Origin of the sequence: Enterococcus sp. AZ011, assembly GCF_050548355.1 — a bacterium.
GTDB lineage: Bacteria > Bacillota > Bacilli > Lactobacillales > Enterococcaceae > Enterococcus > Enterococcus faecalis.
This window is the reverse complement of sequence record NZ_CP172959.1, coordinates 505,554-530,940: the sequence shown is the minus strand read 5'-3', so window position 1 is coordinate 530,940 and position 25,387 is coordinate 505,554. Positions and strand designations below refer to the sequence as shown.

Here is a 25,387-nt window from a genome sequence, read left to right as displayed (position 1 = left end):
ATTAATTAATATTTCGTTCCAAATACGATACGGAAAAGTTCTTCAACAACTTTTTCCCCATCATGAAAAACTCCGCCATCTCTTAATTCTAAAAAGTCTGTCGAAATGACTCGGCATCCTTCTTCACGTAATCCTTGAAAATCATGCTTTACTTGAACTAAATATTCATCATAAATTTCAGGATCCATGTAATTTTCTGGTACTTTTTCTGTGTTAACCAGCACTGTATCAACAAACTGCGCTTGTAGATGTTCGTTTAAGACACGAACATGATCGGCATCCGTAAAATGTTCCGTTTCCCCTTTTTGGGTCATGATGTTACAAATATAGACTACTTCGGCTGCCGTTTGTTTGATGGCTTCACCAATTTCTGTAATAACTAAATTAGGTAAAATACTTGTAAAAAGACTCCCTGGTCCTAACACGACCATGTCTGCTTCTTCAATTGCTTTGACGACTTTGCGCGCAGCTCTTGGCTGTTCTTCTCCGTGTGTATTTGTCACAAACACATGGTCAATCGTCTTGCGATCCAGTGCAATTTTTGATTCTCCCACCGCCACTGAGCCATCTTTAAATACGGCATGTAACGTTAATGGCCGTTCTGATGATGGATAAATCCGTCCATCAACATGCATCATTTTTGAAAGTAATTGAATCGCTTCATACGTACTTCCTCTCATTTCTGAGACAGCAGCAATGATTAAATTACCGATTGCATGATTGGCAAAATGACTATCTGATTTATCAAAACGATATTGAAAAATATCTTCATATAATTGTGGCATATCTGACAATGCCACTAAAACATTTCTTAAATCTCCCGGAGGTGTCATGTTATTAATAGAGGAACGAAGCTCGCCACTACTACCGCCATCATCAGCGACCGTTACGACGGCAGTAATATCAACACTTTGATTTCTTAAACTTTTCAAAATTACTGGTAAGCCTGTTCCACCACCAACAACCACGATCTTCGGTTTACGAATTCGATAGGTTTTCATTAAGAGCGATTAACCGTTTCTTTTCTTTTTAAGCGGTCGCGGTGGGTAATATTTACATGGTAATCTTCCTCTTTTAATTCAGCGCCAACACGTTCTGTCAATGCAACAGAGCGATGTTGTCCGCCAGTACAGCCAATTGCAATGGTAACGCTACTTTTACCTTCTTTTTTATATCCAGGTAAGACTGTTCGCAGTAAATCGATAAATTTTGTATAAAATTCATCTGTTTCTGGGAAGCCCATCACATAATCATAAACAGGTTGATCCATTCCAGTTAACGGCCGTAGTTCATCAATATAATGGGGATTAGGTAAAAAGCGAACATCCATAACGATATCTGCATCAATCGGCAAACCATATTTAAAGCCGAAGGACACCATTTCCACTCGAAATTCGTGTGTCTCTCTCGTTGCTAGTTCTTTATTCAAACGTTCCCGCAATTGACGAGGGGACAAGTCCGTGGTATCAATAACCAACTGAGCATCCGCCTTGATTTCTTCCAGCATTGCACGTTCTTTACGAATACCTTCTGTCACTAAACCATCCATCGCCATTGGATGCGCACGCCGTGTCTCTTTATAACGAGAAACCAACTCTTCATCGGTGGCATCTAAAAATAAAATCGTTGTATCAATAAAATTAGTATTTTCAAGTTCGACTAACATATCCTGAATTTCTCTAAAGAAGGTCCGTGAACGTAAATCAATCACTAACGCAATCTTGGTAACTTTTCCAGATTCTTTAATTAATTCCCAAAATTTTGGGATTAAGCTTGGTGGTAAATTGTCGATACAGAAATAGCCCATGTCTTCAAAGCTTTGAACAGCGACTGTTTTTCCAGCGCCACTCATTCCTGTAATAATAACCAGTTGTAAATTTTCTGGCATATTCAACACTCCCTTCACTTGCATCACTATATTATAACACCCCGGGCGTATCAAAGAAAGCTTTTCAATCATTCTTATAAAGATTTCTATTCTTTCATAGAAAAACAGCATTGACATTTTTGTCAATGCTGTTTTAATTGCTGAATTATACTATATAACTCTGTGTTATTTTAATACAAACTCAATTTCTGTTTTATCAGTAAAATTAGCTTCAAACTCAAATTGTTTTACTTGTTCATTCACGGCTAACTTTTTCGTAATGTGTTCTTTAATTTGTTCATTTGTAGCTGTTTTGATTGACAATCCATCTAAAAGAGTCATGATTTTGTCTTGTGCTGCCTTACCTTCTAATTCTAAATCAGCAGATTCATCTTCATACGTTGCTTCAATTGTTCCGTTCGATTTTATTTCATAGGTGAACTCAATTTCATTTTCGTCGTATTCGATTTCTACATCAATCTCTTGAAGACTGGCAACAGTTGGTGTCGGTGTGGTTAGTTCATTGTCTGCTGTTTCATGGTCCCCACCAACTTCAGGAGTTACAGTTTCCCACTTAAAGGTACCAATTTTAGCTGTTGCTAGATAGGGATTATTAATGGTAATGACTTTCAATTGAAGGTCTGAATGGTTGGCGATATCTGTTAAAATCCCCAGAGCCTGATATGTATTTTGTGTAAAACGTGTCGCAATATTTTGCGCATCAATTGTGGAATAGCCTAATGTTTCCCAGGTGATTTGTTGCTTTAATTCCTGATGAACGGCTTGTACTGTCGCCGGCTCCAATTGAATGCCCGTTGCTTCTTTTAAGTCTTTCTTGGTAAAGCCCATTACTTTTTCATGGTCTGATTGTGAAATTAAGGTCGCTGCTTCCATTGTGTTACTATGTACAAAAGGTGTGATTCCGATAGCTAAGACCATTCCTGCTGTTAATAAACCTGTTGTTATTTTTTTGTTTTTCATTTAAGACTTCCCTTCGTGTTCATTGTTATTTTGTTAACAAACATAGTATATCTTTTAATTACACATTAAGTCAACATTTATTTTTAATTTTCGTTAAAAAATATTTGTTATTTTATAATAAAAGAACCTTGTTTCCCATAAAAACAAGATTCTTTATCTAATCATTAATGTTTATTTCAGAACACGTTTTAAATAATATCCTGTGTAACTGTCTTTGACTTTAGCAACTTCTTCTGGTGTTCCTGTCGCCACGATTGTCCCACCACCGTCGCCACCTTCTGGCCCTAGATCAATCACATGATCCGCAGATTTGATGACATCCAAGTTATGTTCAATCACTAAAACGGTATTGCCCGCTTCCACTAAACGCTCTAATACTAGAAGCAACCGCGCAATATCATCGGTATGCAAGCCTGTTGTTGGTTCATCCAGAATATAAAAGTTTTTCCCATTAGAATTTTTATGAAGTTCACTCGCTAGCTTCATCCGCTGTGCTTCTCCACCAGATAAAGTAGTTGCTGGCTGCCCCAATGTCACATAGCCTAAGCCTACATCCACAATTGTTTGCAATTTACGATGAATTTTAGGGATATGTTTGAAAAATTCTACGGCATCTTCCACCGTCATATCTAAAATATCAGAAATGTTTTTGCCTTTATAATGAACTTCTAACGTCTCAGAATTATAACGTTTGCCATGACAAACTTCGCAAGGCACATAGACATCAGGTAAAAAGTGCATTTCAATTTTGATGATACCATCCCCGCGACAAGCTTCACAACGGCCACCTTTGACGTTAAAACTAAAGCGGCCTTTTTTATAACCACGAACCTTGGCTTCATTTGTTTGGGCAAACAAATCGCGAATGTCATCAAAAACACTAGTATAAGTCGCTGGATTACTTCTTGGTGTTCGACCAATCGGACTTTGATCAATGTCAACAATCTTTTCAATGGCTTCATAACCAGTGATACTTTTGTGTTTCCCAGGTTTATTGGAATTACGATTTAATTTTTGGGCCAGTGCTTTTTTCAAAATTTGATTGACTAAAGTACTTTTCCCTGAACCTGAAACACCTGTGACAGCAACAAATTCACCGAGCGGAAATTCAACACTGACATTTTTTAAATTATTTTCACTGGCACCAGTGACTTTGATCGCTTTGCCATTACCTTTGCGACGTTCTTTTGGTACAGGAATCACTTTTTTCCCAGAAAGATATTGTCCGGTCAATGAATGCGGATTTTTAGCAACCTCTTCCGGCGTACCAGCGGCTACAATTTCACCGCCCAGATGTCCAGCGCCAGGTCCCACATCAATCAAGTAATCCGAAGCCATCATTGTATCTTCATCGTGTTCCACCACAATTAATGTATTGCCTAAGTCCCGCATTTTTTTCAATGAGTCAATCAAGCGGTCGTTATCTCGTTGATGCAAACCAATTGATGGTTCATCTAAAATGTAAAGAACGCCTGATAAGTTTGATCCAATTTGTGTTGCTAAGCGAATTCTTTGTGCTTCTCCGCCAGAAAGTGTACCAGCAGCTCGACTTAAGGTTAAGTAATCTAACCCAACATTTTTTAAGAAGGTTAACCGATCTTCGACTTCTTTTAAAATTGGCCGAGCAATCGTTGTTTCTTGTTCAGATAAAGACACACCTTCAAAAAATTGGACCGCATTTTTTATTGCTAATTCACTGACTTCACCAATGTGCGTGCCATTGATTTTTACAGCTAAAGCTTGCGGATTCAAACGATACCCTTGACAGCTTCGACAAGTCAATTCTGTCATGTATAACCGCATTTGATCTCGTGTAAAATCGCTATTTGTTTCATGATAACGTCGTTTAATATTTTTTAAAATCCCTTCAAATGGTACTTCCACATCACGAACACCACCAAAGTCATTTTCATAATGAAAATGAAAGTTTTTCTCGCCAGAACCATTTAAAATAATTTCTTGTTGGTCTGCAGGTAATTCTTCAAACGGCGTATCCATATCAATCCCAAAACTGGTGGCTGCTTGCTCCAACATTTGTGGATAATATTGGGAACTAATAGGGTTCCACGGAACAATGGCTCCTTCTCTCAAGGTTTTAGTGGGATCTGGAATCACTAAGTCTTTGTCCACTTCTAATTTAACACCTAAACCATCACAATCGGGACAAGCGCCAAATGGTGCATTAAATGAAAACAAGCGCGGTTCCAATTCACCGACTGTGAACCCACAATAAGGACAAGCATAATGTTCACTAAACAACATCTCTTCTTGACCAATCACATCAACAATTGCGTAACCTTCAGCTAAACGTAAAGCCGCTTCAAACGAATCAAACAAGCGAGAGCGAATGCCTTCTTTCACAACGATACGGTCAATCACAATCGCAATATCATGTTTTTTATTTTTTTCAAGTTCTGGTGCCTCACTAACATCATAGGTTTCACCATCCACCCGCATTCTGACATACCCTTCACGTTGGATCATTTCAAACACTTTTTTATGTTGGCCTTTTTTCTTGACCACAACAGGCGCCAAAATTTGAATTTTTGTTCGCTCTGGTAGCTCTAAGACTTTATCAACCATCTGTTCAACAGACTGACTGGTAATTTCAATATGATCGTTAGGACAAATTGGATGACCTACCCGAGCAAATAACAATCGTAAATAATCATTGATTTCTGTGACCGTCCCCACCGTTGAGCGTGGGTTTTTACTTGTCGTCTTTTGATCAATTGAAATAGCTGGACTTAAACCATCGATGCTGTCAACATCTGGTTTATCCATCTGTCCCAAAAATTGTCGCGCATAAGCAGAGAGACTCTCTACATAACGTCGTTGCCCTTCTGCGTAAAGCGTATCAAACGCTAATGAACTTTTGCCAGAACCAGATAGTCCAGTTACAACAACCATTTTGTCACGAGGAATCGTGACATCAATATTTTTTAAGTTATGGGCGCGTGCACCATGAATCACAATTTTATCATTTGCCATATATGTTCTCCTTTTACTAAATCTCTTACGTCAAATCATTTCAAGTCATTCTATAGAGAAAAGATTAGTAAAAGATACGATGGTTCATCGTATCTTTTACTTAATCCGTTGGTTGACTTATTTGGCAGCTTTCAATTCAAGAATGGTATCTCGTAATGTGGCTGCAGTTTCGAAGTCTAATGCTTTGGCCGCATCTTTCATTTCTCTTTCAAGTTTCATTAATAAATCAGCTTTTTCTTGTCTTGATAAATCTTCATATGATTTATCCAATTGAACCACTGTTTCATCTTTATCAGCTGTTTTGGAAATAGAAATCAAATCACGAATTTCTTTAATAATTGTTTTTGGTTCAATGCCATGTTCTTCATTATATGCTTCTTGGATTGCCCGACGTCGTGCCGTTTCATCCATAGCTCGTTGCATCGAATCGGTGATTTTATCTGCATACATAATGACTTTTCCTTCGGCGTTCCGGGCAGCCCGTCCCATCGTTTGCACTAACGAGCGTTCACTACGTAAGAAGCCTTCTTTATCCGCATCTAGAATCGCAATTAAGGAAACTTCTGGCACATCGATTCCTTCACGTAATAAGTTAATACCAATTAAAATATCAAATTCGCCTAATCGTAAATCGCGAATAATCTCCGTTCTTTCCAGTGTTTTTATATCACTATGCAAATATTTAACTTTTAAGCCTAATTCTTTGAAATAGTCGGTTAAATCTTCGGCCATTTTCTTCGTTAAGGTTGTGACAAACACTCGCTGATCTTTTTCGATCCGTTCATGAATTTCGCCCACCAAGTCATCAATTTGACCCATAATTGGGCGGATTTCTACTTCTGGATCTAGTAAACCTGTTGGTCGAATGATTTGTTGAACAACAGTCTCTGTTTGTTCCATTTCATAAGGGCCTGGTGTTGCCGATACATAAACAATTTGGTTTACATGTTGTTCAAATTCTTCTAAACGAAGCGGTCGGTTATCAAGTGCACTTGGTAAACGGAAACCATAGTCCACTAACATTTGTTTCCGTGCTCGGTCGCCATTATACATTCCTCTAATTTGCGGCATTGTTACATGAGACTCATCGATTACAAGTAAGAAGTCATCTGGGAAAAAGTCCAACAGCGTATACGGCGGCTCTCCTTCTTGGCGACCGTCCATATGTCGAGAGTAATTCTCAATCCCTGACGTATAGCCCATCTCTCTCATCATCTCAATATCATAGTTGGTTCGCTGTTCCAAACGTTGAGCTTCCAATAATTTGTTTTCACTGCGAAGCACTTTCAAACGTGCCTCTAATTCTTCTTGGATCTGCGATATGGCATGTTCCATATGTTCTTCGTTCGTCACAAAGTGTGTTGCCGGAAAAATAGCTACATGCTCTGTTTCGCCGACAATTTCACCAGTTAACGCATCTACTTCACGAATTCGATCAATTTCGTCTCCGAAAAATTCAACACGTAGCGCATGCTCATCCCGTGAAGCTGGGAATATCTCAACCACATCACCGCGGACACGAAAACGCCCCCGTTGAAAATCAATATCATTTCGTTCGAATTGAATATCGACTAAGCTTTTTAGTAACTCATTACGATCCATTTCCATTCCCACACGTAATGAAACAACTTGTTGACTGTATTCCCGCGGATCCCCTAAACCAAAAATACAAGAAACTGACGCTACCACGATGACATCGTTTCGTTCCAATAAAGAACTTGTCGCTGAATGGCGTAGTTTATCAATTTCATCATTAATACTGGAATCTTTTTCAATATATGTATCACTTGAGGGTACATATGCTTCTGGTTGATAATAATCATAGTAACTGACAAAATACTCGACCGCATTATCTGGGAAAAATTCTTTAAATTCCCCGTATAATTGTCCAGCTAGTGTTTTATTATGTGCAATCACTAATGTTGGTTTGTTCACTTCTTGAATCACATTAGAGATTGTAAATGTTTTACCTGTTCCGGTCGCTCCAAGTAAAATTTGAGCTTTTTCTCCACCTTTGACACCGTCAACTAGTTCAGCAATAGCGGCTGGCTGATCTCCGGCAGGCTCATATTTAGAAGCCAAATGAAAGGTATTGGAAGTTTCTCTTTCGATCATTTATAACTCCCCCTCAAAGTGTCTAATTTCTCTTAAATTATCGGCCCATTCTGGCAGAATGTCCACTTATTAGTTTAACATACCGAACATATTTTCGCCACTTTTGCTGTTTCGGACTTCAACTGATCTTAATCTTTTGTTCTTAATTTCTATGTTACATTTTATAACATGAAATGTAAGGAAATTAGAGTTTTTTTCTCTTTTTAGCGTTCAAATACTTGTCAGCTTCCTATTTCTTACTATATAATTGTTCAATATGCAAAACTAGGAGGTATTTTATGAAAAGGAAACACTTTTTACTTTCTTTCTTTGTGATGATGGTAACTCTGCTAACATTCATTAGTGGCACTTCAGCACATGCAGAAGGAAAGAAATATACAATTGGAACGGATTTAACATTCGCCCCTTTTGAATTCCAAGACTCAAAAGGAAAATACATTGGTATTGACGTTGATTTATTAGATGCGATTGCCAAAGATCAAGGTTTTGAAGTGGATTTAAAACCATTAGGCTTCGATAGTGCAGTCCAAGCGATTCAATCTAAACAAATTGATGGCATGATTGCTGGAATGAGTATTACGGATGAGCGAAAAAAATCCTTTGATTTTTCAGATCCATACTTCGATAGCGGTTTACAATTAGCGGTTAAAAAAGGAAACGACAAAATTAAATCATATGATGATTTAAAAGGCAAAACGGTTGCGGCTAAAGTTGGAACTGAAAGTGCCAATTTCCTTGAAAAAAATAAAGAGAAATATGACTACACCATCAAAAATTTTGACGATGCAACGGGTCTTTATAAAGCCTTAGAAAACGGTGAAGCGGATGCAATCGTTGATGATTATCCTGTATTGGGCTACGCAGTTAAAAATGGTCAAAAATTACAATTAGTTGGCGATAAAGAAACAGGCAGTTCTTATGGTTTCGCAGTGAAAAAAGGGCAAAACCCTGAATTAATCAAAAAGTTCAACGCTGGTTTGAAAAATCTTAAAGACAATGGTACTTATGATAAAATTTTAAACAACTACTTAGCGACAGGTGATGAAACAAACACACAAGACGCTGGCGAACAGATGAAAAAAATCACTCCTAAAAAAGAGAAATATGTGATTGCTAGTGATTCTACGTTTGCTCCGTTTGAGTTTCAAAATGCCCAAGGTGATTATGTCGGAATTGATGTAGATTTAGTCAAACGTGCAGCTGAATTGCAAGGTTTTACTGTTGAATTTAAATTTATTGGTTTTAGTTCTGCTGTCCAAGCTGTTGAATCTGGTCAAGCAGATGGGATGGTTGCAGGCATGACGATTACGGATGATCGTAAAAAAGCCTTCGACTTCTCTGTTCCTTACTTTGATAGCGGTATTCAAATTGCGGTCAAAAAAGGCAATGACAAAATTAAATCGTATGATGATTTAAAAGGCAAAAAAGTCGGCGTAAAAATTGGTACTGAAAGTGCTGATTTCTTAGAAAAAAATAAAAAGAAATATGATTACTCAATTAAGTATTTAGACACAACTGATGCATTATACAGTGCATTAGAAATTGGCGAAGTTGATGCCATGATGGATGATTATCCTGTCATTGGCTATGGGGTTGCGCAAAATCAACCACTAGCGACACCAATTCCTCGTGAAAAAGGTGGTTCTTACGGTTTTGCTGTCAAAAAAGGGCAAAATCCTGAACTACTTGAAATGTTTAACGAAGGCTTAAAAGAAATGAAACGTACAGGTGAATACGATAAAATTATCGGCACTTACGTGAAAGATGGCAACGAAGCCAAAGAAGAAACAGCTGACGAATCTACGTTTGTTGGCTTCATGCAAAACAACTGGAAACAATTGTTACACGGTTTATGGATGACGATTCTATTAACGTTGATTTCCTTCGTACTTGCTTTAATTGTCGGCGTTATTTTTGGGCTATTCAGCGTTTCACCAATCAAAGCATTACGTGTACTTTCAACCATTTATGTTGATTTAATTCGTGGAATTCCTTTAATGGTCTTAGCGTTCTTCATCTATTTCGGATTACCTGGTGTGCTTGGCTTTAATATCCCAGTCTTCATTGCTGGGATTATCACATTAACTTTAAATGCCAGTGCCTATATTTCTGAAATTGTGCGCGGCGGAATCAAAGCTGTTCCAGTTGGCCAAATGGAAGCTTCAAGAAGTTTAGGTCTTTCCTATAATCGGACAATGCAAAAAATTATTTTACCACAAGCGATTCGCATTATGATTCCTTCATTCATTAACCAATTTGTTATTTCATTGAAAGATACAACTATCCTTTCAGCAATTGGCTTAATCGAACTACTACAAACAGGAAAAATTATTGTTGCTCGGACATTACAAAGTACAATGGTTTACTTCGTTATTGCGTTAATCTACTTAATTTTAATTACTAGTTTAACTAAATTAGCGAAAAACCTTGAAAAGAAGGTGAACTAATATGACTGAAAAAATCTTAGTTGAACATTTAGTAAAAAAATATGGTGACAACACGGTCTTAAACGACATTAATGTTTCTATTAACGAAGGCGACGTAGTCTGCGTCATCGGTCCTTCTGGTTCTGGTAAAAGTACTTTTTTACGTTGCTTGAATCAATTAGAAGAAGCTTCTAGCGGAGACATTATTATTGATGGTGCGAACTTGACAGATAAAAATACGGACATCAACCAAGTCCGTCAACATATCGGCATGGTTTTCCAACATTTCAATTTGTTCCCACATTTATCTATTTTAGAAAATATTGTTTTAGCACCAACCGATTTAGGTCGCTTGTCAAAAGACGAAGCGGAGAAAAAAGCGTTAGAACTTTTAGAACGTGTTGGGTTGGCAGATAAAAAAGATGCCTATCCAGATTCTTTATCTGGTGGTCAAAAACAACGTGTCGCAATTGCACGTGCGTTAGCGATGAATCCTGATATTATGCTTTTCGATGAGCCAACATCAGCCCTTGATCCAGAAATGGTTGGCGATGTTCTTGGTGTAATGAAAGATTTAGCAAAACAAGGAATGACAATGGTCATCGTTACTCACGAAATGGGCTTTGCAAAAGAAGTGGCTAATCGAGTAATGTTCATTGATGGCGGTAACTTCCTAGAAGATGGTTCGCCAGAGCAAGTCTTTGAAAATCCTCAAAACCCTCGAACAAAAGATTTCTTAGATAAAGTATTAAATATTTAAACAAAAGCACTTGGCGCGCGCTAGCGCCCAAGTGCTTTATTTTATGGTTAAATTGTTTCCGTGACAGAGACAGATTGAACGTGCCCTTTTTCTTTTAAGAGATGGTGCAAGTTGGAATGCCAGAAATCTTCTTTGCCTACATAAGAAATCTTTGCTGTCACTGCCTCTTGTTCGGATTCCAAAGTCAATTCTACTAAGCGCTCCCCTTTTTCTAAAGAAGCTTGAAGTTGTTCATGCAGTCGGCTTTCTTTAATCATGGGTTCCTTCATTTTTACGATAAGCTGCAATCGTTTTAAAGGAGTTTTTCGTTTAAAATGGGCCAGAGCTAATACTAGCAAAGTTGCCACGAGATTGATAAATGCAATGGTTAAAAAGCCCATCCCAATGACTAAACCAATAATAGTAACATTCCACATCATTACTGCTGTCGTTAACCCAGAAACTTTCCTTTCTCTAAAAACGATAATCCCCGCACCGAGAAAGCCTACACCACTAATCACTTGGGCGCCATATCGTGTAATATCCATAGAAATAATGGATGCCAAGGCACTATTTTGTTTCACCACATCGACTAAAATATCCACCGATTGAATCTGTAAAATGGAAATCGTACAAGAGGCCAAACATAAAATGGCATTACTACTGATACCGAAGCCTTTTCTTTTAATACTTCTTTCTAACCCAATCAATGCTCCAAAAACCACGGCTAGAGCCATCCGAATGACAACGTCGGTGAGAGAAAGTTCAATCATTTTTAAAGAATTCATCGCTTTCTCTCCTTTCTTGCAAGTGACTATTTGACTTATTTTGTATTAACTAATAAACGCAAGCCATTAAAAATGACCACTAAGGTACTTCCTTCATGAATAAGTACGCTAAATGCGATATTCGCAATACCTAAAAAGTTCAAGATAATCAACGTTGCTACCACTAACATTGAAAAAATAATATTTTGCTGCACAATTTTATTCAAGCGTTTTGAGACACGGTGAGCATAGCCTAATTTAGAAAGATCATTTTTCATCACTACCACGTCTGCAACATCGATAGCAATGTCTGTACCATCCCCCATCGCCACTCCGATGTCAGCATTCACTAAAGCGGGCGCATCGTTAATGCCATCACCAACCATCCCTGTCATTCCTACTTCGCGTTTTAATTGATCAACAATCGCTGATTTTTCCTCAGGTAAAACATTAGCAAAAACTTGGTCCACGCCTACTAAGCGACCAACTGCTTCACCCGTAAGTTTTGCATCTCCTGTAATCATTGTTGTTTCAATATTTTGTGACTTGAAATAGTGAATGGCGTTCATTGCTTCTTCATTAGGAACATCCATCAATGCCACCAAACCAATCACTTGTTCATTTTCGGCAAAGTACACTACCGTTTTTCCTTCACTCGCTAATTTCGTTGTTTGTTTCTCAATGATTGTTGGCACTTGTTCGAAACTAGATGGTTTACCAATTCTAAAAGTTGTGTCTGCAATGGTCGTTACTAAACCCACCCCGACAATATTTTCTACTTCTAAATTTAAAGCCGTTGTTTCTGCTTCAAAGCGATTAACAATCGCTGTCGCCAATGGATGATTGGATTTTTTCTCCATATTTGTTAAAACAGCTACTAATTCGTCTTGGCGATCTTCTAAGCCATCAACAAAAAGATAATCTGTGACCTCAGGTTTGCCTTTTGTTAGCGTGCCTGTTTTATCAAAAGCGAGTGCTTTCACTTCAGCTAAATTTGATAAGAATGAGCCACCTTTAAACAAAACGCCTTGTTTCGCTAAATTGGAAATTCCTGATAAAGTTGCCGGAACGGCACTCGCTGCTAAAGCACAAGGTGAGGCAGCAATTAAGAAGACCAAGCCTCTGTAAAAACTTTCAGCCCAAGTCAATTGGAAAAGTAATGCGCCACCTAAAACAATTAGTGGAAAAACTGCTAAAACTAGTGTGACATATTTTGGTTCAAATCGTTTAATTTTGCTTGCAATTTCTGATTGATTTTCTTGTGATTGGTTCACGAGCTGTACGATTTTTGCAAAAACTGTTTCTGAACTATCTTTCGTTACTTCAACAACAATTGTGCCTGAACCGTTCATGGTACTACCAAAAACTGGGTCCCCGCTATTTTTTTCTTTGGGAATACTTTCCCCATTAATAGATGATTCATCCACAGCGGTACTTCCTTCAATCACGACGCCATCTGTCGGAATTTGCGCACCATTGAGGACTTGCACGCGGTCACCAATCTTCAATTGTTCAACTGACACAGTTTGAATTGAGCCATCGTCTGTTATCAAGCGAGCTTCTGTTGGATTTAAATTTAATAGTTTTGTAATTTCACGTTGGCTTTTGCCTTGAGCGTAATCTTCAAGGAAATGCGCCGCCGCAAAAATCAAAATCAACAATGCTGATTCTTCAAAACTTCCCATTAATGCTGAACCAACTGCAGCTAAGGTCATTAACAAATGAATATTAGGCGAAAACTTTCGATTGTTTTTCGTATCCCGATACGTATCTCCAAAGCCTTCCCCAATAATATGATAACCAGCTAAAATAGCAGCTAATGAGAAAAGAATATTTTTCACTAAGAGCATGTTCCCTAAAAATAAACCGATAAAGAAAAGAGCCAATCCTGTAAAAAAGAGAATAACTGGAACGTTTTTACCTTTTTCTTCATGTGTGTGTGCACCTGTTTGTTTTGACATTGTTATGCGCCTCCTCATTAATGTTTTTCTATTCATATGAATGTATATTCATATTATAAAACACTTGGGTGGTTTTGTAAAGACTTAAACACAAAGACAAGCGATGATTCTATTCGATAGGATCACCGCTTGTCTTTGTCGATTCTTTTTGTTGTTGATATTTTTCTTCTTGAATAGTCAATAATGATTGCGTTAAATTGACCCAATCAATCGAACGAGGTGGATCCAGCCAAACCATAACTTTACTCTGTTCTTCTTGATACAAGTTATTTAAATTGGTAATCACCACATCTGGTAAGGTATCTGATAACGGGTCAATAATTTCTACATTTAAATTCACATAGACGGATAAATTTTTTTTGATGAATTGGTTATACTCTTTTCCATAAGAAAAATCAATTAGGACCTTGGCTGGCTCTGCAATTAAATGAACCGGAACATGATTAATTAGCAACAATAGATAGTTAAAAAACAAACAGTGATTGGCTTTCGCAATTTTTTTATGTTTTGCTGTTAACCAACGAATATATTCAATTAAATAAAAATAAAATTCCGGATATGTTTGCTTAAAAAACTGTAAATCCATTTCAAAATCGTCAAACATATTAATCGGAAAGTAAATAACATTGAAATGAATAATTGCTAACCCTTCTTCTAGAGTATTCCTTGTTGACTCCTCTAAACAATTAAATGCTTTTTCAAAACTTCCAATGAAAACACGAGTTAGGCTTTCAATCGTAGGATCTTCGTGAATGACATATTTTTTCTCTAGTTTGCCATGCAAATACAAGAAAAAAACAATCGTATACGTTAATGATTTTGAGGCCAATGCCCATGCCACTTGCGATTTTTTTATTAGTTCCTCTGAAAATGTATTCAGTGCACGCGTATCGATCCCTTCCACCGCACGTCCTTCGTTGTTAATCATAATAGCTAAATAATGGAAAAAATTGCGTCGCTCATAGGTGGTGAAAGTATAGTTTAACTCAACAGACTGTAATACACGTTTCGCTTCATTATAAACTTTTACCGAATATAGTTCGGAAATTGGTTGATTGGAAAGCGTGAACAATTTATACAAAAAAAATGAAATTGCTTTTTGATTGCCGACAATTTCCCGTTTACTAAAATAGATCTGATACTCCTTTAAGGCTTTTTTTAGCCGCTGTAAGGTACTATACGCCACAGAGGTGCTGACATGATTACATTCAGCAAACTTTGTCAAACTATAATTTCCTCTAAAGTAAGACAACACTAATTTAAAAGAGAGCGATTCTGTTAAGTATTTCGTGAGCAAAAGTTTACTTGAATAGTTTCCATCAATTTCAAGTGTAACATCTACATCAGAAACGACTAAAGTTAAGCTGTCGCTTAACTTTAGATTGTCAATATCTGCTTTTAATTTTTCTAATGTTTTTTTGACTAAAAAATTCGACATTGATAATTCTTCGCGAAGTGCAATAAAAGTACCTGATAGCGTGGGACTTTCTTCTAAATGCCTTAGCAAGGAATAACTTCGTTGATCTTCTTTATTTAAAAAAATTTCATAATTCATCATTTATCAGTTCTTTCTCCCATAAATAGCCGTTCCTACTAATTCCCGTATGAAATTCAAGTAAAAAGTGTTTTGCCCCTCCGTTCCAGCACCGCCTGTGCTATTTGGTACAATGGTGATATGGCTAGCATCAAATAATTCATCCGTGAAAAATACTTGATGCTGACTTTTCTTGGAAGAAGGCCTTTCTTCATTTGTTTTTGGATTATTGGTTGTCACTTCTTTTTTACTAACGTCTTCGCTACTTTCTTCCGCTTGCGTTTCGCTAGTCATAGTACTTTCATTTGTTTCTTCCATTTTTTCTGGTGTGCCAGTATTCTCAATCGGATAAATTTCTTCTGTTGGATTGGTCGGATTATAAATTGGATTCCGTTCTTCTGCTGCTTGCACATTGGTTACTTGAAAAAACGAGAGTAACAATGTACTCCATAATAGTAAATGTTTGTATTTATCCATTTTTCTCACATATATTGCCAAATACTTTAGCTACATAACAAAACAAAAAATATAACTAGTAAAGTGGTATCAGACGATATTTAACAATACTCCTTCTTATTATTTCTTTTTTTGAGTTAGGTTTGTTGAATAAACTGCATGTTTGATAAGCAAAAACAAACAAAAACGTTGCCGATGATCAAATCAAAAATTAACTACTCTTTATATTTCTCTTTCGTTTTTTTCCTGTTTCTTTTTTCGCCAAATCAACCAGGCAATGATTAAAATCACTATCAATAATAGTAGTAAGCCAATCATCAAATATAAATTCGAATGATTTTCTTTTAAGGTGACATCTTTTTCATTTAATTCTTTGGCAACTTCACCATTAATTGTAAAGTCTTTTTCAAATTGCCATTGATTTCTAAAAGATATCGATTCATTGTTTATTGATTTTTTAAATGAGCCTGCAGCATCTTTATTCCCAACAACGGTCATAGACAAATGGTAATCTCCTGGCTTAAGTGGTTGCCCTTTTAGCGCAATGGGAACAGAAAAATTGGTATTTGGTGCAATTTGCATGTTTGCTTTTTCCTCTTTATATAAAACTTCTTCATGTCCCTTTTTGGTAATCTCTGCCGAAAAGGCAACTTGGTTAATATATGTTTTTTGATCATTTTGTAGATTGACTAAAATCACATTTCTAGCATTAATCTGTCCTGGTGAGACTTTTTTCAAAAGTAAATTCGGCTCAACCTTTTTTTTGTTTTGTTGCATCAATAATGCAACGACATACGAATATTCATTTTTAATGGATAACCCCTGACTCTTATCGTCTTGGCGTTTGCCTTCATCCGACGTTTCTTCTTTAAAAGTGATACCACTAGCTAACACTCCATCAAAGGGTGTATTAGGCATTTTGACGTTAATAGAAACCGTTTGTTCACTTTTCGGTTTTAAACGAACTGAGCTAGGGTATTGAACGTAGTCTTTTATATCAAACGCTAAACTTTGATCTTTTTTCCCCTTATTTTCACCATACTCCACGATTACATTTGAATTGGTAATGGCACTATTGATGGAAATACCTACCTTTACTTCTTTATCTGTATCATTGCGCAAGTTCACTTTCAACTCAGTTTCTTCATTTGGTGCTAGTAATAAATCAAAGTAAGTTTTTTCTTTATCTACTTGTTTTTCTGATGGAATAGGCGTAACCGCAAAATTAAATTCACTGGCAAAACCATTGCTAGGTACTAACGCTAAAAGAATTAGTAGTATCGGAAAAAAAAGAAATCGTTGTTTTTTTCTGTTCAAATTATTTACTCCTTTTCTATATGTAGTGAATAGCAGGTAACCATGTTCCCCGCTATTCTTCTTTTTAAAACTCGTTTAATTTCCTGGAGCGTCTGTCAACGTCCATGTTAATTTTGTGGCGTATTTTTCAGCGTATTTGGTTGTAGAACCTGGAACAGTTAACTCAATACTTTTAGCAGCTGTAGTTGCATCTGTTCCCCAATCAAATAAATAAGTTCCTGCACCGTTTCCTTTCGCTGCACTCATTACATCTGATTGACTACCATCTGAATTTAGCGTGATTGTGGCTGGGCCTGTTGGTTTGCCTGAATCTGAAGCAGTCACTACATTTCCGTTTTTAAACGTGATAGCTGCCCCAGTCAATTCTTTACCAGAAGTTGATTTAAATTGTCCTTCTTGTTTCACTTTTAATGACCAGCCAGCTTCGGTTCCACGGTTATCTGTTACTTGGACATAGTTAGGCCCTTCTTTGACTTCATCGGTTGCGCCTACTGTCTTGTATTTTTGGGTAGCAGCAAAATAAGTCTGATCCTTCGACGTGATTTTTTGAACACCGAAGTCTAGACTTGACGCATAATCAATTGACAACGGACCGTTTGTTCCTGGATTAGGACCTTCAGGATCTGTTGGGTCAATAGGATCAACTGGATTAGTTGGATCCGTTGGGTCAACCGGATTAGTTGGCTCTTCACTTGGTGTAAATTCTACGATACCATTAGATGTATAACTACCGCCATCTTCTGCAAAGGCTTGAGAAGTCATGCCTAAGCTCCCTAAAATAAATGTGGATAAACATACTGTTGTTACTTTTTTCATTTTCTTTTCTCCATTCTTTTCTTTAATTTCCTGGTACGTCTTCTAACGCCCAAGATAAACGAGCTTTAAATGTTCCAACTCTTTGATAAGCTACAGGAACATTAATTTGAATTCCTTGTTGTTTTGATTCATCAAGTAATGCTGTTAAATCTGTTTCACCTTTCTGATTACTTTCTAAAAGCGTAATTGCCTCATTTGTAATCTGAGAGCTTCCAGCAGTTGAAACGAAAGAAAAAACATCTGGCATTACAATTGAATCATTTGTTAACGGTTGCGTTTGCTTTAGTTGCAGGCGCCAATTATTTGCGTTACGTTCATCCACGACTTTTAGTCCTTCGGTGGGATGCCCAAGTTTAATTAGTGGTTGATTACGTATCTTTTCCGTACCAAAAGTAATCTGTTTTGGTGCCTCTTTAAAATATAGTTCCCCTAAACGATAGTAAAAATAAATATCTTTTGTTTCCTCTGTCATTGTTCCTTCCGCATTGCCCGAGTCTTTTGTAAAAACATAGCCAGAAATATCTAGGGGTTTTTCTTGATAGGGTGCACCAATTTTCCCTGTTACACTTTTAGGTGGAGCAATATCTTTACCTTCCGCGTCTTTATAAAAAACGGTTACTGTTTTTTCTGTTGGTTTAGGAATAGTAATCGTTACATTATTTGACTTTTGCAGTAAGGTTCCTTCTTCATAATAGTCAAAGTTCATAGTTAAAACTTTTTCGGGCGTATTATCTTGAAGGGTTGTTTTTAATTCAATCATCATGTCCTTCTTTAAAACTAGGTAGTCATTTAAAGCAATTGTTAAGTGATTCCCTGTTTGTGTCAGATCTTTGGCTGCTACCTTTTTACCATCAATCGTTAATGAATTTTCTTCATATGCTAATTCATCAGGTATGTCAATGCTTACTTGCGGTTGACGATCTTCGATAAAGTCATTGTCAATATTCAACGTATTCAGTAGTCTCACCTGATCATTTTTCACTGCTTCAACAGCTGAGCTAAATTCCTGACCATTCACGCTAAGGGCTGCTTGTGACGTAACGTTGGTAGGAATTTGTGTCATTGCTAAAGCATTCTCTTGGTATTTGCCACCTGTGGATGATGTAAAGCCCCAATAAACTGTTGTTGCGCCAAATTGTGCATTTAAATCTGAAACTACATACGTATTCGTGCCCACACCTTCTAAATCATATGTTAATGCTTTGGTTGCGGCATTCCAATGAACAGTCAACATGCGCCAGGTTCCATTAGATAGATAGGTTGGCGCAACGGTGACACCTGAATGCTCCCCTGTATAGTTGTTGTTATTAGCTTTCGGAGTGACAAAAGCTAAATGTCCATTTCCCTTATCTTGTGAAATTTCTCGGTCCATTCGGTTGGAACTACCAGTATTTTTATAGGTATCAAACTCAATCGATAAGGCATTTCTAACATAAGGTTGACCAGCTTTCGTGGAGTATGCACCGATTCCCATCCCAGGTGAACCAATGACTTCTTGAGGCGTTGTGGACATTCTAGGATCATTCGTTAAGGTAAAGGTCATACCATCACCAGCATTTGCATACTCGTTTCCTAAATACAAATAACTTTTAAAGGTAAAATCCGACAATAAACTGATTGGTTTTTTTGACCAAATAGCTCCTTTTTGTGATTTAACAGCTGGGTTTAGTTGTAATAACTTCCCACCTTCTAAAATACTTGTTGCATTTCCAATTGGCTCTTGAAACACCTTGTCGATTGGAATGATATTAGGATCATCCGGCAATGAAGTAGCGTATGACGCAGCCAACATGCGCGGCTGTGGTTCAACTATCACCGATTCCGTTGCACTGTTATCGTCATCCTTTTGTTGTTCGCTAGGTTCTAAAGTAGCCGTTGATTGGTCTGTTTCTGCGGTATGATTATCGGTTGTTGTCGTTTCTAGGGAAGGTTCTTGCTCTAATGTTTCCGAGTGAGAAGGAGCGCTAGTTGCCTGATCATTGGCCGATTCCTCCACTATTTCCCGATTGACTTCGTTGATATTTGTCGAAGGATTACTAATCGCTTCGCTAGTAATAGGCGCAAGGATTAGTAAGAATAAACTACTTGCCAAAAAGACTAGGCTTTGTTTGTTTCGCATCTCTCTTCACCTCTACTTTTTAAATTCCTGGTACATCCGTCAACGTCCACAATAATTTTGTTTGATATTTCACGGCATCTTTAGGGGTTGACCCTGGTACTGATAGCGCAACATCTTTTGTAACATTAACATTGTGTACCGTATTGGTTTCATCGCGTTCTGCAACCACTTCTACTTTGCCCCAATAAGTAGCCCAAGTTCCTGCACCGGTTCCTTGCTTCGCAGCTGCCACTAGCGATGCGGTCCCTGGAACAAGGGCAATCTTATTTGTTGCCTCTGGTTTCACAACATTTTGCGCATTACTATTAACAGTCGGGTTAGCTAAAGAAATTTGCGCACCTGTCAACTGACTATTTAAAGTCGCCTTTGTTGCTTTAAATTGCTCCTTTTGCGTAACCGTTAAAGACCAACCACTATTGGTTCCTCTATTATCAGAAATTTGCACAAAATTTGGTGTTTCTTTTTGATTTTCTTGATATTGCTGTGCTCTTGCAAAATATACTTGGTCTTTATTCGAAATACGATTTTTCCCAAAGTCAAAACTTGAAGCATAATCAATAGACAACGGTCCTTGGGTACCTGGATTAGGACCTTCTGGGTCTGTCGGATCAATTGGTTTGACTGGCTTTTCTGGATCGGGATTTTCTGGATCAACCGGTTCTGTCGGATCTACGTTCGGAATAAATTCTACTAAACCATTCGAACGATACTCTTTTGGCTCTTCTGCCTTCGCTTGTAAGGACCAACCAGCAACTGCAAATGTACTGCATAGAACGATTCCTGTGAATTGTTTTTTCATTGCTTTTCTCCTTTATTTAATTATTAGCGGGAGTATCTTCTAATGCCCAAACTAACTTCGTTGAATATTGTTGTGCAAGCTTTACAGATTTTCCGGGAACGAATAGTTGGACAGCTTCTTTATTTGTTGCTTCATTTGAACCAAAGCGATAAACCCAAGTCCCAACCCCTGTTTCTTTTTTAGCGTTCATCGCTAGATTATTATTTACACCAGGTGTTAAGGAAATAGTACTACTGACTTCAGTAGGTTTATATTTTTCATCCACCATTGAAGCAGCTTCTGCCTTTGTAAACGTTAATTGAGCGCCGACTAGTTCCTCTCCAGTAGCTGTTTTAAATTGTTCAGGTTGGGAAAGCGTTAGTTTCCATCCTGCTAACGTTCCTCTTTTATCAGTTACTTGTACATAGGTTGGTTTTTTTGAACCATCTTTCATTTCATCTGGCGCAGCATAATACGTTTGATCTGCCGTAGAAATCTTTTGTGTGCCAAATTTAAATTTTGACCCATAATCAATTGATAAGGCACCACCCGTTCCTGGCCCTGGAGGATCAATTGGGTCTACTGGATCAGTAGGATCGGGGTTTTCTGGATCAACAGGCGGTGTGATTTCGTTATCGCCTGCTTCAAAAGTAATTGTGCCTTCCGTATTGTATTCTTTCGGAAAAGTTTCTGCTGCTGATGCGTTTATTGCTTGAAACCCTACGCCTAAAAGTATGGTTGCCGATGTAAGTAAAACAGTTTTTTTCATTAAATAAGCTCCTTCTCTCGTTTCATTTTATTAATTAAATAAATGACTACTCCCAACAAACTAACTCCTATCAAGGAATACAGCGGATTTTCAGACTCGCCTGTTTTAGGTAAAACTGCTTGTCCAGAAGCAGCTAAATTATTTCTTCCCTGTTCTTCTGATTGTTGAGTATACGCTACGTCATTTGACTCTTTTTCATTCTCATAAACGTAGGTGCCATAGAAGCTCGCTTGACCATTTGATTCATAATTATTTTCTTCAGCCATAACGCTTTTTGTTTGCAACCCAATGATCAATAGCCCTAAACATACCAAACTAAACCTTTTTATGATTTTCATCTGAATTCCTCCTTCCCCATTTTCAACATTGACTGGCCCAGCCAATAAACATTATATAAAAGAAATATTTATTAGATTTTTTTATTTTTTTCAGACGCTTTTAAAAAATAAAATGGTTTTAGCTAAGAAAGCTTTAAAATCAACACTTTTAAAGACAAAAAAATAAACAAAAAAACTTCGAAAAATAATTTTCGAAGTTTTTTTGTTTATTTTTTTATTATTTTTATACTTCAACCGCTTCTAACAAAGCTAAACGTTCAGCAACTTCTGCTTCTATTAAATTATGTTTTTTTACATAACGGTTGGCAGGATGCTGGCTACATTCTAATGAGCAGCCACCTAAATGTTTATGTTCATTTTCTTCTGAAGTTAAGATTTGACGATTACATTCTGGGTTTGCACAGTTAATGTAGCGTTCGCAAGGTGTCCCATCAAACCAGTCTTTCCCAATAACTTTTTTATCAACATGATTAATTTCGACACTGATTCGGTCATCAAAGACATACATTTTGCCATCCCAAAGTTCGCCACGTGTTTCTGGATTTTTTCCATAGTTGGCAATACCACCATGCAATTGAGCAACATCTTCAAATCCTTCTTTTAATAACCAGCCAGAAAATTTTTCACAGCGAATCCCGCCAGTACAATAGGTAACAATTTTTTTATCCATAAATTGTTCTTTGTTCTCGCGAATCCATTGTGGTAACTCACGGAAGCTACGGATATCTGGGCGCACGGCACCACGGAAATGACCTAAATCATATTCATAATCGTTACGAGCATCGATTACAACAGTGTCTTCGTCTAATAAGGCTTCTTTAAATTCTGCAGGTTCCAAATATTTCCCCGTCGTTTCCAATGGATCAACGTCTTCTTCTAAGTTCAACGCCACTAATTCAGAACGTGGGCGAACAAACATTTTGCGGAAGGCCATTTCTTCTGCTGGATCAATTTTAAAGAATGTATCCTTAAAGCGCTCATCTGCTTGCATTGCTTCCATATACTTTTCTGTTTCTTCGACAGTACCAGATAACGTTCCGTTAATCCCTTCTGTCGCTACTAAAATACGGCCTTTTAAGTTTAATGATTTGCAAAAGGCTAGATGCTCTTTCGCAAAAGCTTCTGGATCTTCAATTGTTGTATATTTGTAATAAAGTAATACTTGGTATTTCATCTTGTTTTCCCCTTTTGTATAAAGTCATTCTATCCCATTATACGGTGAATGAAAAAGGGAAAGCGATTATTTTGCTTGTGTATTTACACACAATAAAAAAGTAGCTTGTTGTTGCGTAATAATTATTACGCAACAACGAGCTACTTCTATATACTACTCCTTTTCAGAAGTCGTAGCGAGTTGTTCTTGCAACTCACCTAAAAGTTCAATTTGAATATTTTGGATTTTTACCAAATTTTCTAGTTGATTATTGATAATATAATCCATTTTCTCATGTAATAAATTAATTTCTACCTCTGCTTTTAAGTTAATTTTATAATCATTATTCGCTTGTTCTCTATCACGGGCTTCTTGTCTGTTTTGACTCATCATAATAATCGGTGCTTGGATAGCTGCTAAACAAGATAAGGCAAGATTCAACAAAATATAAGGATATTTGTCAAATGGTTGTCCCAATAAAGTGGTAGAGTTAATCACGATCCAAGCAATCAACACGAAGCAAAAGAAGCCAATAAACACCCAGCTACCGCCAAATTTAGCAATGGTATCCGCTGCTCGTTGGCCAAAGGTTAATTTCTTTTCCATCTTTTCATTCATATTATTGGAAATCAGCTTATCTTCTTTGATGTGTTGAACCACTAATTCATTCAGTTGTTGGATTTTTTCAGAATCATTTGCGACTAATTGTTTCATGTAATCCAAACGATAATTAAGTAACTCCGCCAATGTAATCATCGATTCAGCTGTCAATTGTGGATTGTTTTGGAGAATAAAAGCTTGCGTTTCCTGTTCTATATCTTGAAGATAAATGTTTTTTTCCGTTGATTCACCAATAACAACTTGTTTATTTTTTGATTGCTTCATCTTCGTCACTCCCTTTGATCGTTCTTCCCTTTATTTTAATATAAAGTCTCTCAGAAGAAACCTAAAAAGGCTTTGGAGTGATCGTTGTTGCTTCTGCTTTAAAATTTAACAGTTAAATTGGTTACATCATGGAACAACGAACCAATTAATTCTTTGTATTTCGCTGGATTCACACAATTAGTTAGCAATATGACCCCGGTTTTCATATCTTTTGAAAATAAAACCAGGGCTTGTTGACCCGCTTCAACACCGTGTAAGCGTAAATAATTATCATGAACATAGATGCCGCCATGATAAGAACTTTGCTGAGAAGACGTCCATAATTTTTGCAAAAGTGCGGTGGAAACTAAGTGTCCACTCATTAATTGATGTAAGTACCAATACAAATCACCTGTCGTCATATCCACATTCCCAGTCCCAAATTCATGGGCAAAACTAGCTGCGGGAATTGAGAGCACTTGGTTATATGAATTGTCTTCTGTCCATTTATAACTTGTTGAATTATTGGGTTGTTCCAATAAGGTTTCATAGAAGCCAAAATTCTTTAAACCAGCCGTTTTGTGATAAAGATTATTAAATAATTCTTGATAGGTACGTTGATACATTTTCTCTAACATTCCTGCTAAAAGGACAAAATTTACTGGGGAATAATTGTATTTTCCTTTATTGACTTGAATGGTATTTTGTTTAACAAATTGAATAATTTCTTCATCGGTAACGATATTATTAGGCATTGCTGATAACTTTAAACCGCTTGTCATATTCAACATATCGCTAATAGTAATGTCCTCAGCACCTTGTACTTGCGGATAAAACGTAGCGAGTTTTGTATCTAATGTAAGTTTACCTTCTTCAATCGCTTTTAAGATCAAGGTTGTGGTAAAAGATTTTTGAATTGAGCCAATCTGAAACCTTGTGTTTGGCGTATTGGCTTGTTGCTTTTCAAAATTGGCAAAGCCATATCCTTTATTTACTAAAACCTGATCATCTTTAATGATCAAAGCCGAACCAATATAATTTGTTTCTTGAATTTTTTGATCAAGTTCGCCACTATCTGGTGCAACTATTTCTTTCGTTAAATTCGCATAATTATCACTTCGGCGATCTTCTTCCAAGACCACTTTCGATTCTTGACTAACTTGTGAATCTCTAGTGAAAAAGAACGTTTTTATTAAATAACCACTACCACCAATCACCACCAACAAACATACTATAAAAAGCCAATTCACTCCTCCATGTCTTTTCTTTGCATGTCGTTTACGCATACCGCTTACCTCCGCCTATTCTATTAACAGCATTATCATACGCTATATTTTCATGAAAATTACAGATTTTAGTAAAATTTATAAAACTTTCAACTTTTATAAAAAACAGC

The 25,387-nt window shown here is 37.0% G+C and carries 20 protein-coding genes; 2 read left to right on the top strand and 18 right to left on the bottom strand.

The window, feature by feature from the left end; all coding sequences use genetic code 11:
- Window positions 1-5: 5 nt before the first annotated feature.
- The 5 genes from IGL36_RS02630 to uvrB form a co-directional block, all read right to left on the bottom strand.
- Window positions 6-1,001, bottom strand: coding sequence for a gluconeogenesis factor YvcK family protein (locus IGL36_RS02630; RefSeq protein ID WP_002355627.1), 996 nt, complete (start codon window positions 999-1,001; stop codon window positions 6-8).
- On the bottom strand, window positions 1,001-1,888 hold the full coding sequence (rapZ, locus tag IGL36_RS02625; RefSeq protein ID WP_002355625.1) for an RNase adapter RapZ: 888 nt from the start codon (window positions 1,886-1,888) through the stop codon (window positions 1,001-1,003). The genes IGL36_RS02630 and rapZ overlap by 1 nt, the downstream gene beginning before the upstream one ends.
- A 165-nt stretch (window positions 1,889-2,053) precedes the next feature.
- Complete coding sequence (locus tag IGL36_RS02620; protein ID WP_002398108.1) at window positions 2,054-2,848, bottom strand: YusW family protein; 795 nt, start codon at window positions 2,846-2,848, stop codon at window positions 2,054-2,056.
- Between the two features lie 171 nt (window positions 2,849-3,019).
- The gene (uvrA, locus tag IGL36_RS02615; RefSeq protein ID WP_002361280.1) at window positions 3,020-5,839 is read right to left on the bottom strand and encodes an excinuclease ABC subunit UvrA; all 2,820 of its coding nucleotides are present in this window, start codon (window positions 5,837-5,839) and stop codon (window positions 3,020-3,022) included.
- Between the two features lie 117 nt (window positions 5,840-5,956).
- Entirely contained in the window at window positions 5,957-7,954 is a 1,998-nt protein-coding gene (gene uvrB / locus IGL36_RS02610; protein WP_002355618.1) for an excinuclease ABC subunit UvrB, read from the bottom strand.
- Between the two features lie 278 nt (window positions 7,955-8,232).
- Here uvrB and IGL36_RS02605 point away from each other — a divergent pair, with 278 nt between their 5' ends.
- Both IGL36_RS02605 and IGL36_RS02600 read left to right on the top strand, forming a co-directional pair.
- On the top strand, window positions 8,233-10,401 hold the full coding sequence (locus IGL36_RS02605; RefSeq protein ID WP_002355617.1) for an amino acid ABC transporter substrate-binding protein/permease: 2,169 nt from the start codon (window positions 8,233-8,235) through the stop codon (window positions 10,399-10,401).
- A gap of 1 nt (window position 10,402) precedes the next feature.
- Entirely contained in the window at window positions 10,403-11,140 is a 738-nt protein-coding gene (locus IGL36_RS02600) for an amino acid ABC transporter ATP-binding protein (protein WP_002355616.1), read from the top strand.
- A 47-nt stretch (window positions 11,141-11,187) separates the two neighbouring features.
- Here the strand turns inward: IGL36_RS02600 and IGL36_RS02595 are convergent, their stop codons facing one another.
- The 13 genes from IGL36_RS02595 to IGL36_RS02535 all read right to left on the bottom strand — a co-directional run bounded on the left by IGL36_RS02595 (window position 11,188) and on the right by IGL36_RS02535 (window position 25,277).
- The gene (locus tag IGL36_RS02595; protein WP_002361276.1) at window positions 11,188-11,907 is read right to left on the bottom strand and encodes an MgtC/SapB family protein; all 720 of its coding nucleotides are present in this window, start codon (window positions 11,905-11,907) and stop codon (window positions 11,188-11,190) included.
- Between the two features lie 35 nt (window positions 11,908-11,942).
- Window positions 11,943-13,847 (bottom strand): heavy metal translocating P-type ATPase, encoded by a 1,905-nt coding sequence (locus IGL36_RS02590; RefSeq protein ID WP_002386153.1) that lies wholly within the window; start codon window positions 13,845-13,847, stop codon window positions 11,943-11,945.
- Between the two features lie 109 nt (window positions 13,848-13,956).
- Window positions 13,957-15,405: a helix-turn-helix domain-containing protein gene (locus IGL36_RS02585; RefSeq protein ID WP_002358731.1), complete on the bottom strand. Its 1,449-nt coding sequence runs from the start codon at window positions 15,403-15,405 to the stop codon at window positions 13,957-13,959.
- A gap of 3 nt (window positions 15,406-15,408) precedes the next feature.
- On the bottom strand, window positions 15,409-15,858 hold the full coding sequence (locus tag IGL36_RS02580; RefSeq protein ID WP_002363200.1) for a hypothetical protein: 450 nt from the start codon (window positions 15,856-15,858) through the stop codon (window positions 15,409-15,411).
- 201 nt (window positions 15,859-16,059) lie between these two features.
- The gene (locus tag IGL36_RS02575) at window positions 16,060-17,154 is read right to left on the bottom strand and encodes a DUF916 and DUF3324 domain-containing protein (protein ID WP_002361272.1); all 1,095 of its coding nucleotides are present in this window, start codon (window positions 17,152-17,154) and stop codon (window positions 16,060-16,062) included.
- A gap of 75 nt (window positions 17,155-17,229) precedes the next feature.
- Window positions 17,230-17,970, bottom strand: a complete 741-nt coding sequence (locus tag IGL36_RS02570) for a WxL domain-containing protein (protein ID WP_002355609.1) — start codon at window positions 17,968-17,970, stop codon at window positions 17,230-17,232.
- A gap of 22 nt (window positions 17,971-17,992) precedes the next feature.
- Complete coding sequence (locus IGL36_RS02565; RefSeq protein WP_002398109.1) at window positions 17,993-20,089, bottom strand: lectin-like domain-containing protein; 2,097 nt, start codon at window positions 20,087-20,089, stop codon at window positions 17,993-17,995.
- Window positions 20,090-20,108: 19 nt separating this feature from the next.
- The gene (locus IGL36_RS02560; protein WP_002355607.1) at window positions 20,109-20,888 is read right to left on the bottom strand and encodes a WxL domain-containing protein; all 780 of its coding nucleotides are present in this window, start codon (window positions 20,886-20,888) and stop codon (window positions 20,109-20,111) included.
- Between the two features lie 16 nt (window positions 20,889-20,904).
- Window positions 20,905-21,636 carry a WxL domain-containing protein gene (locus IGL36_RS02555; protein WP_002361269.1) on the bottom strand — a complete coding sequence of 244 codons (732 nt, stop codon included), beginning with the start codon at window positions 21,634-21,636 and terminating at the stop codon, window positions 20,905-20,907.
- Window positions 21,636-22,019, bottom strand: coding sequence for an LPXTG cell wall anchor domain-containing protein (locus IGL36_RS02550; RefSeq protein ID WP_002355604.1), 384 nt, complete (start codon window positions 22,017-22,019; stop codon window positions 21,636-21,638). The genes IGL36_RS02555 and IGL36_RS02550 overlap by 1 nt, the downstream gene beginning before the upstream one ends.
- Window positions 22,020-22,197: 178 nt before the next feature.
- Window positions 22,198-23,148: a rhodanese-related sulfurtransferase gene (locus tag IGL36_RS02545; protein WP_002398111.1), complete on the bottom strand. Its 951-nt coding sequence runs from the start codon at window positions 23,146-23,148 to the stop codon at window positions 22,198-22,200.
- Window positions 23,149-23,301: 153 nt separating this feature from the next.
- Window positions 23,302-24,012 carry a DUF1003 domain-containing protein gene (locus tag IGL36_RS02540; protein WP_002398112.1) on the bottom strand — a complete coding sequence of 237 codons (711 nt, stop codon included), beginning with the start codon at window positions 24,010-24,012 and terminating at the stop codon, window positions 23,302-23,304.
- A gap of 98 nt (window positions 24,013-24,110) precedes the next feature.
- Complete coding sequence (locus IGL36_RS02535; RefSeq protein WP_002398113.1) at window positions 24,111-25,277, bottom strand: serine hydrolase domain-containing protein; 1,167 nt, start codon at window positions 25,275-25,277, stop codon at window positions 24,111-24,113.
- Between the last annotated feature and the right edge of the window lie 110 nt (window positions 25,278-25,387).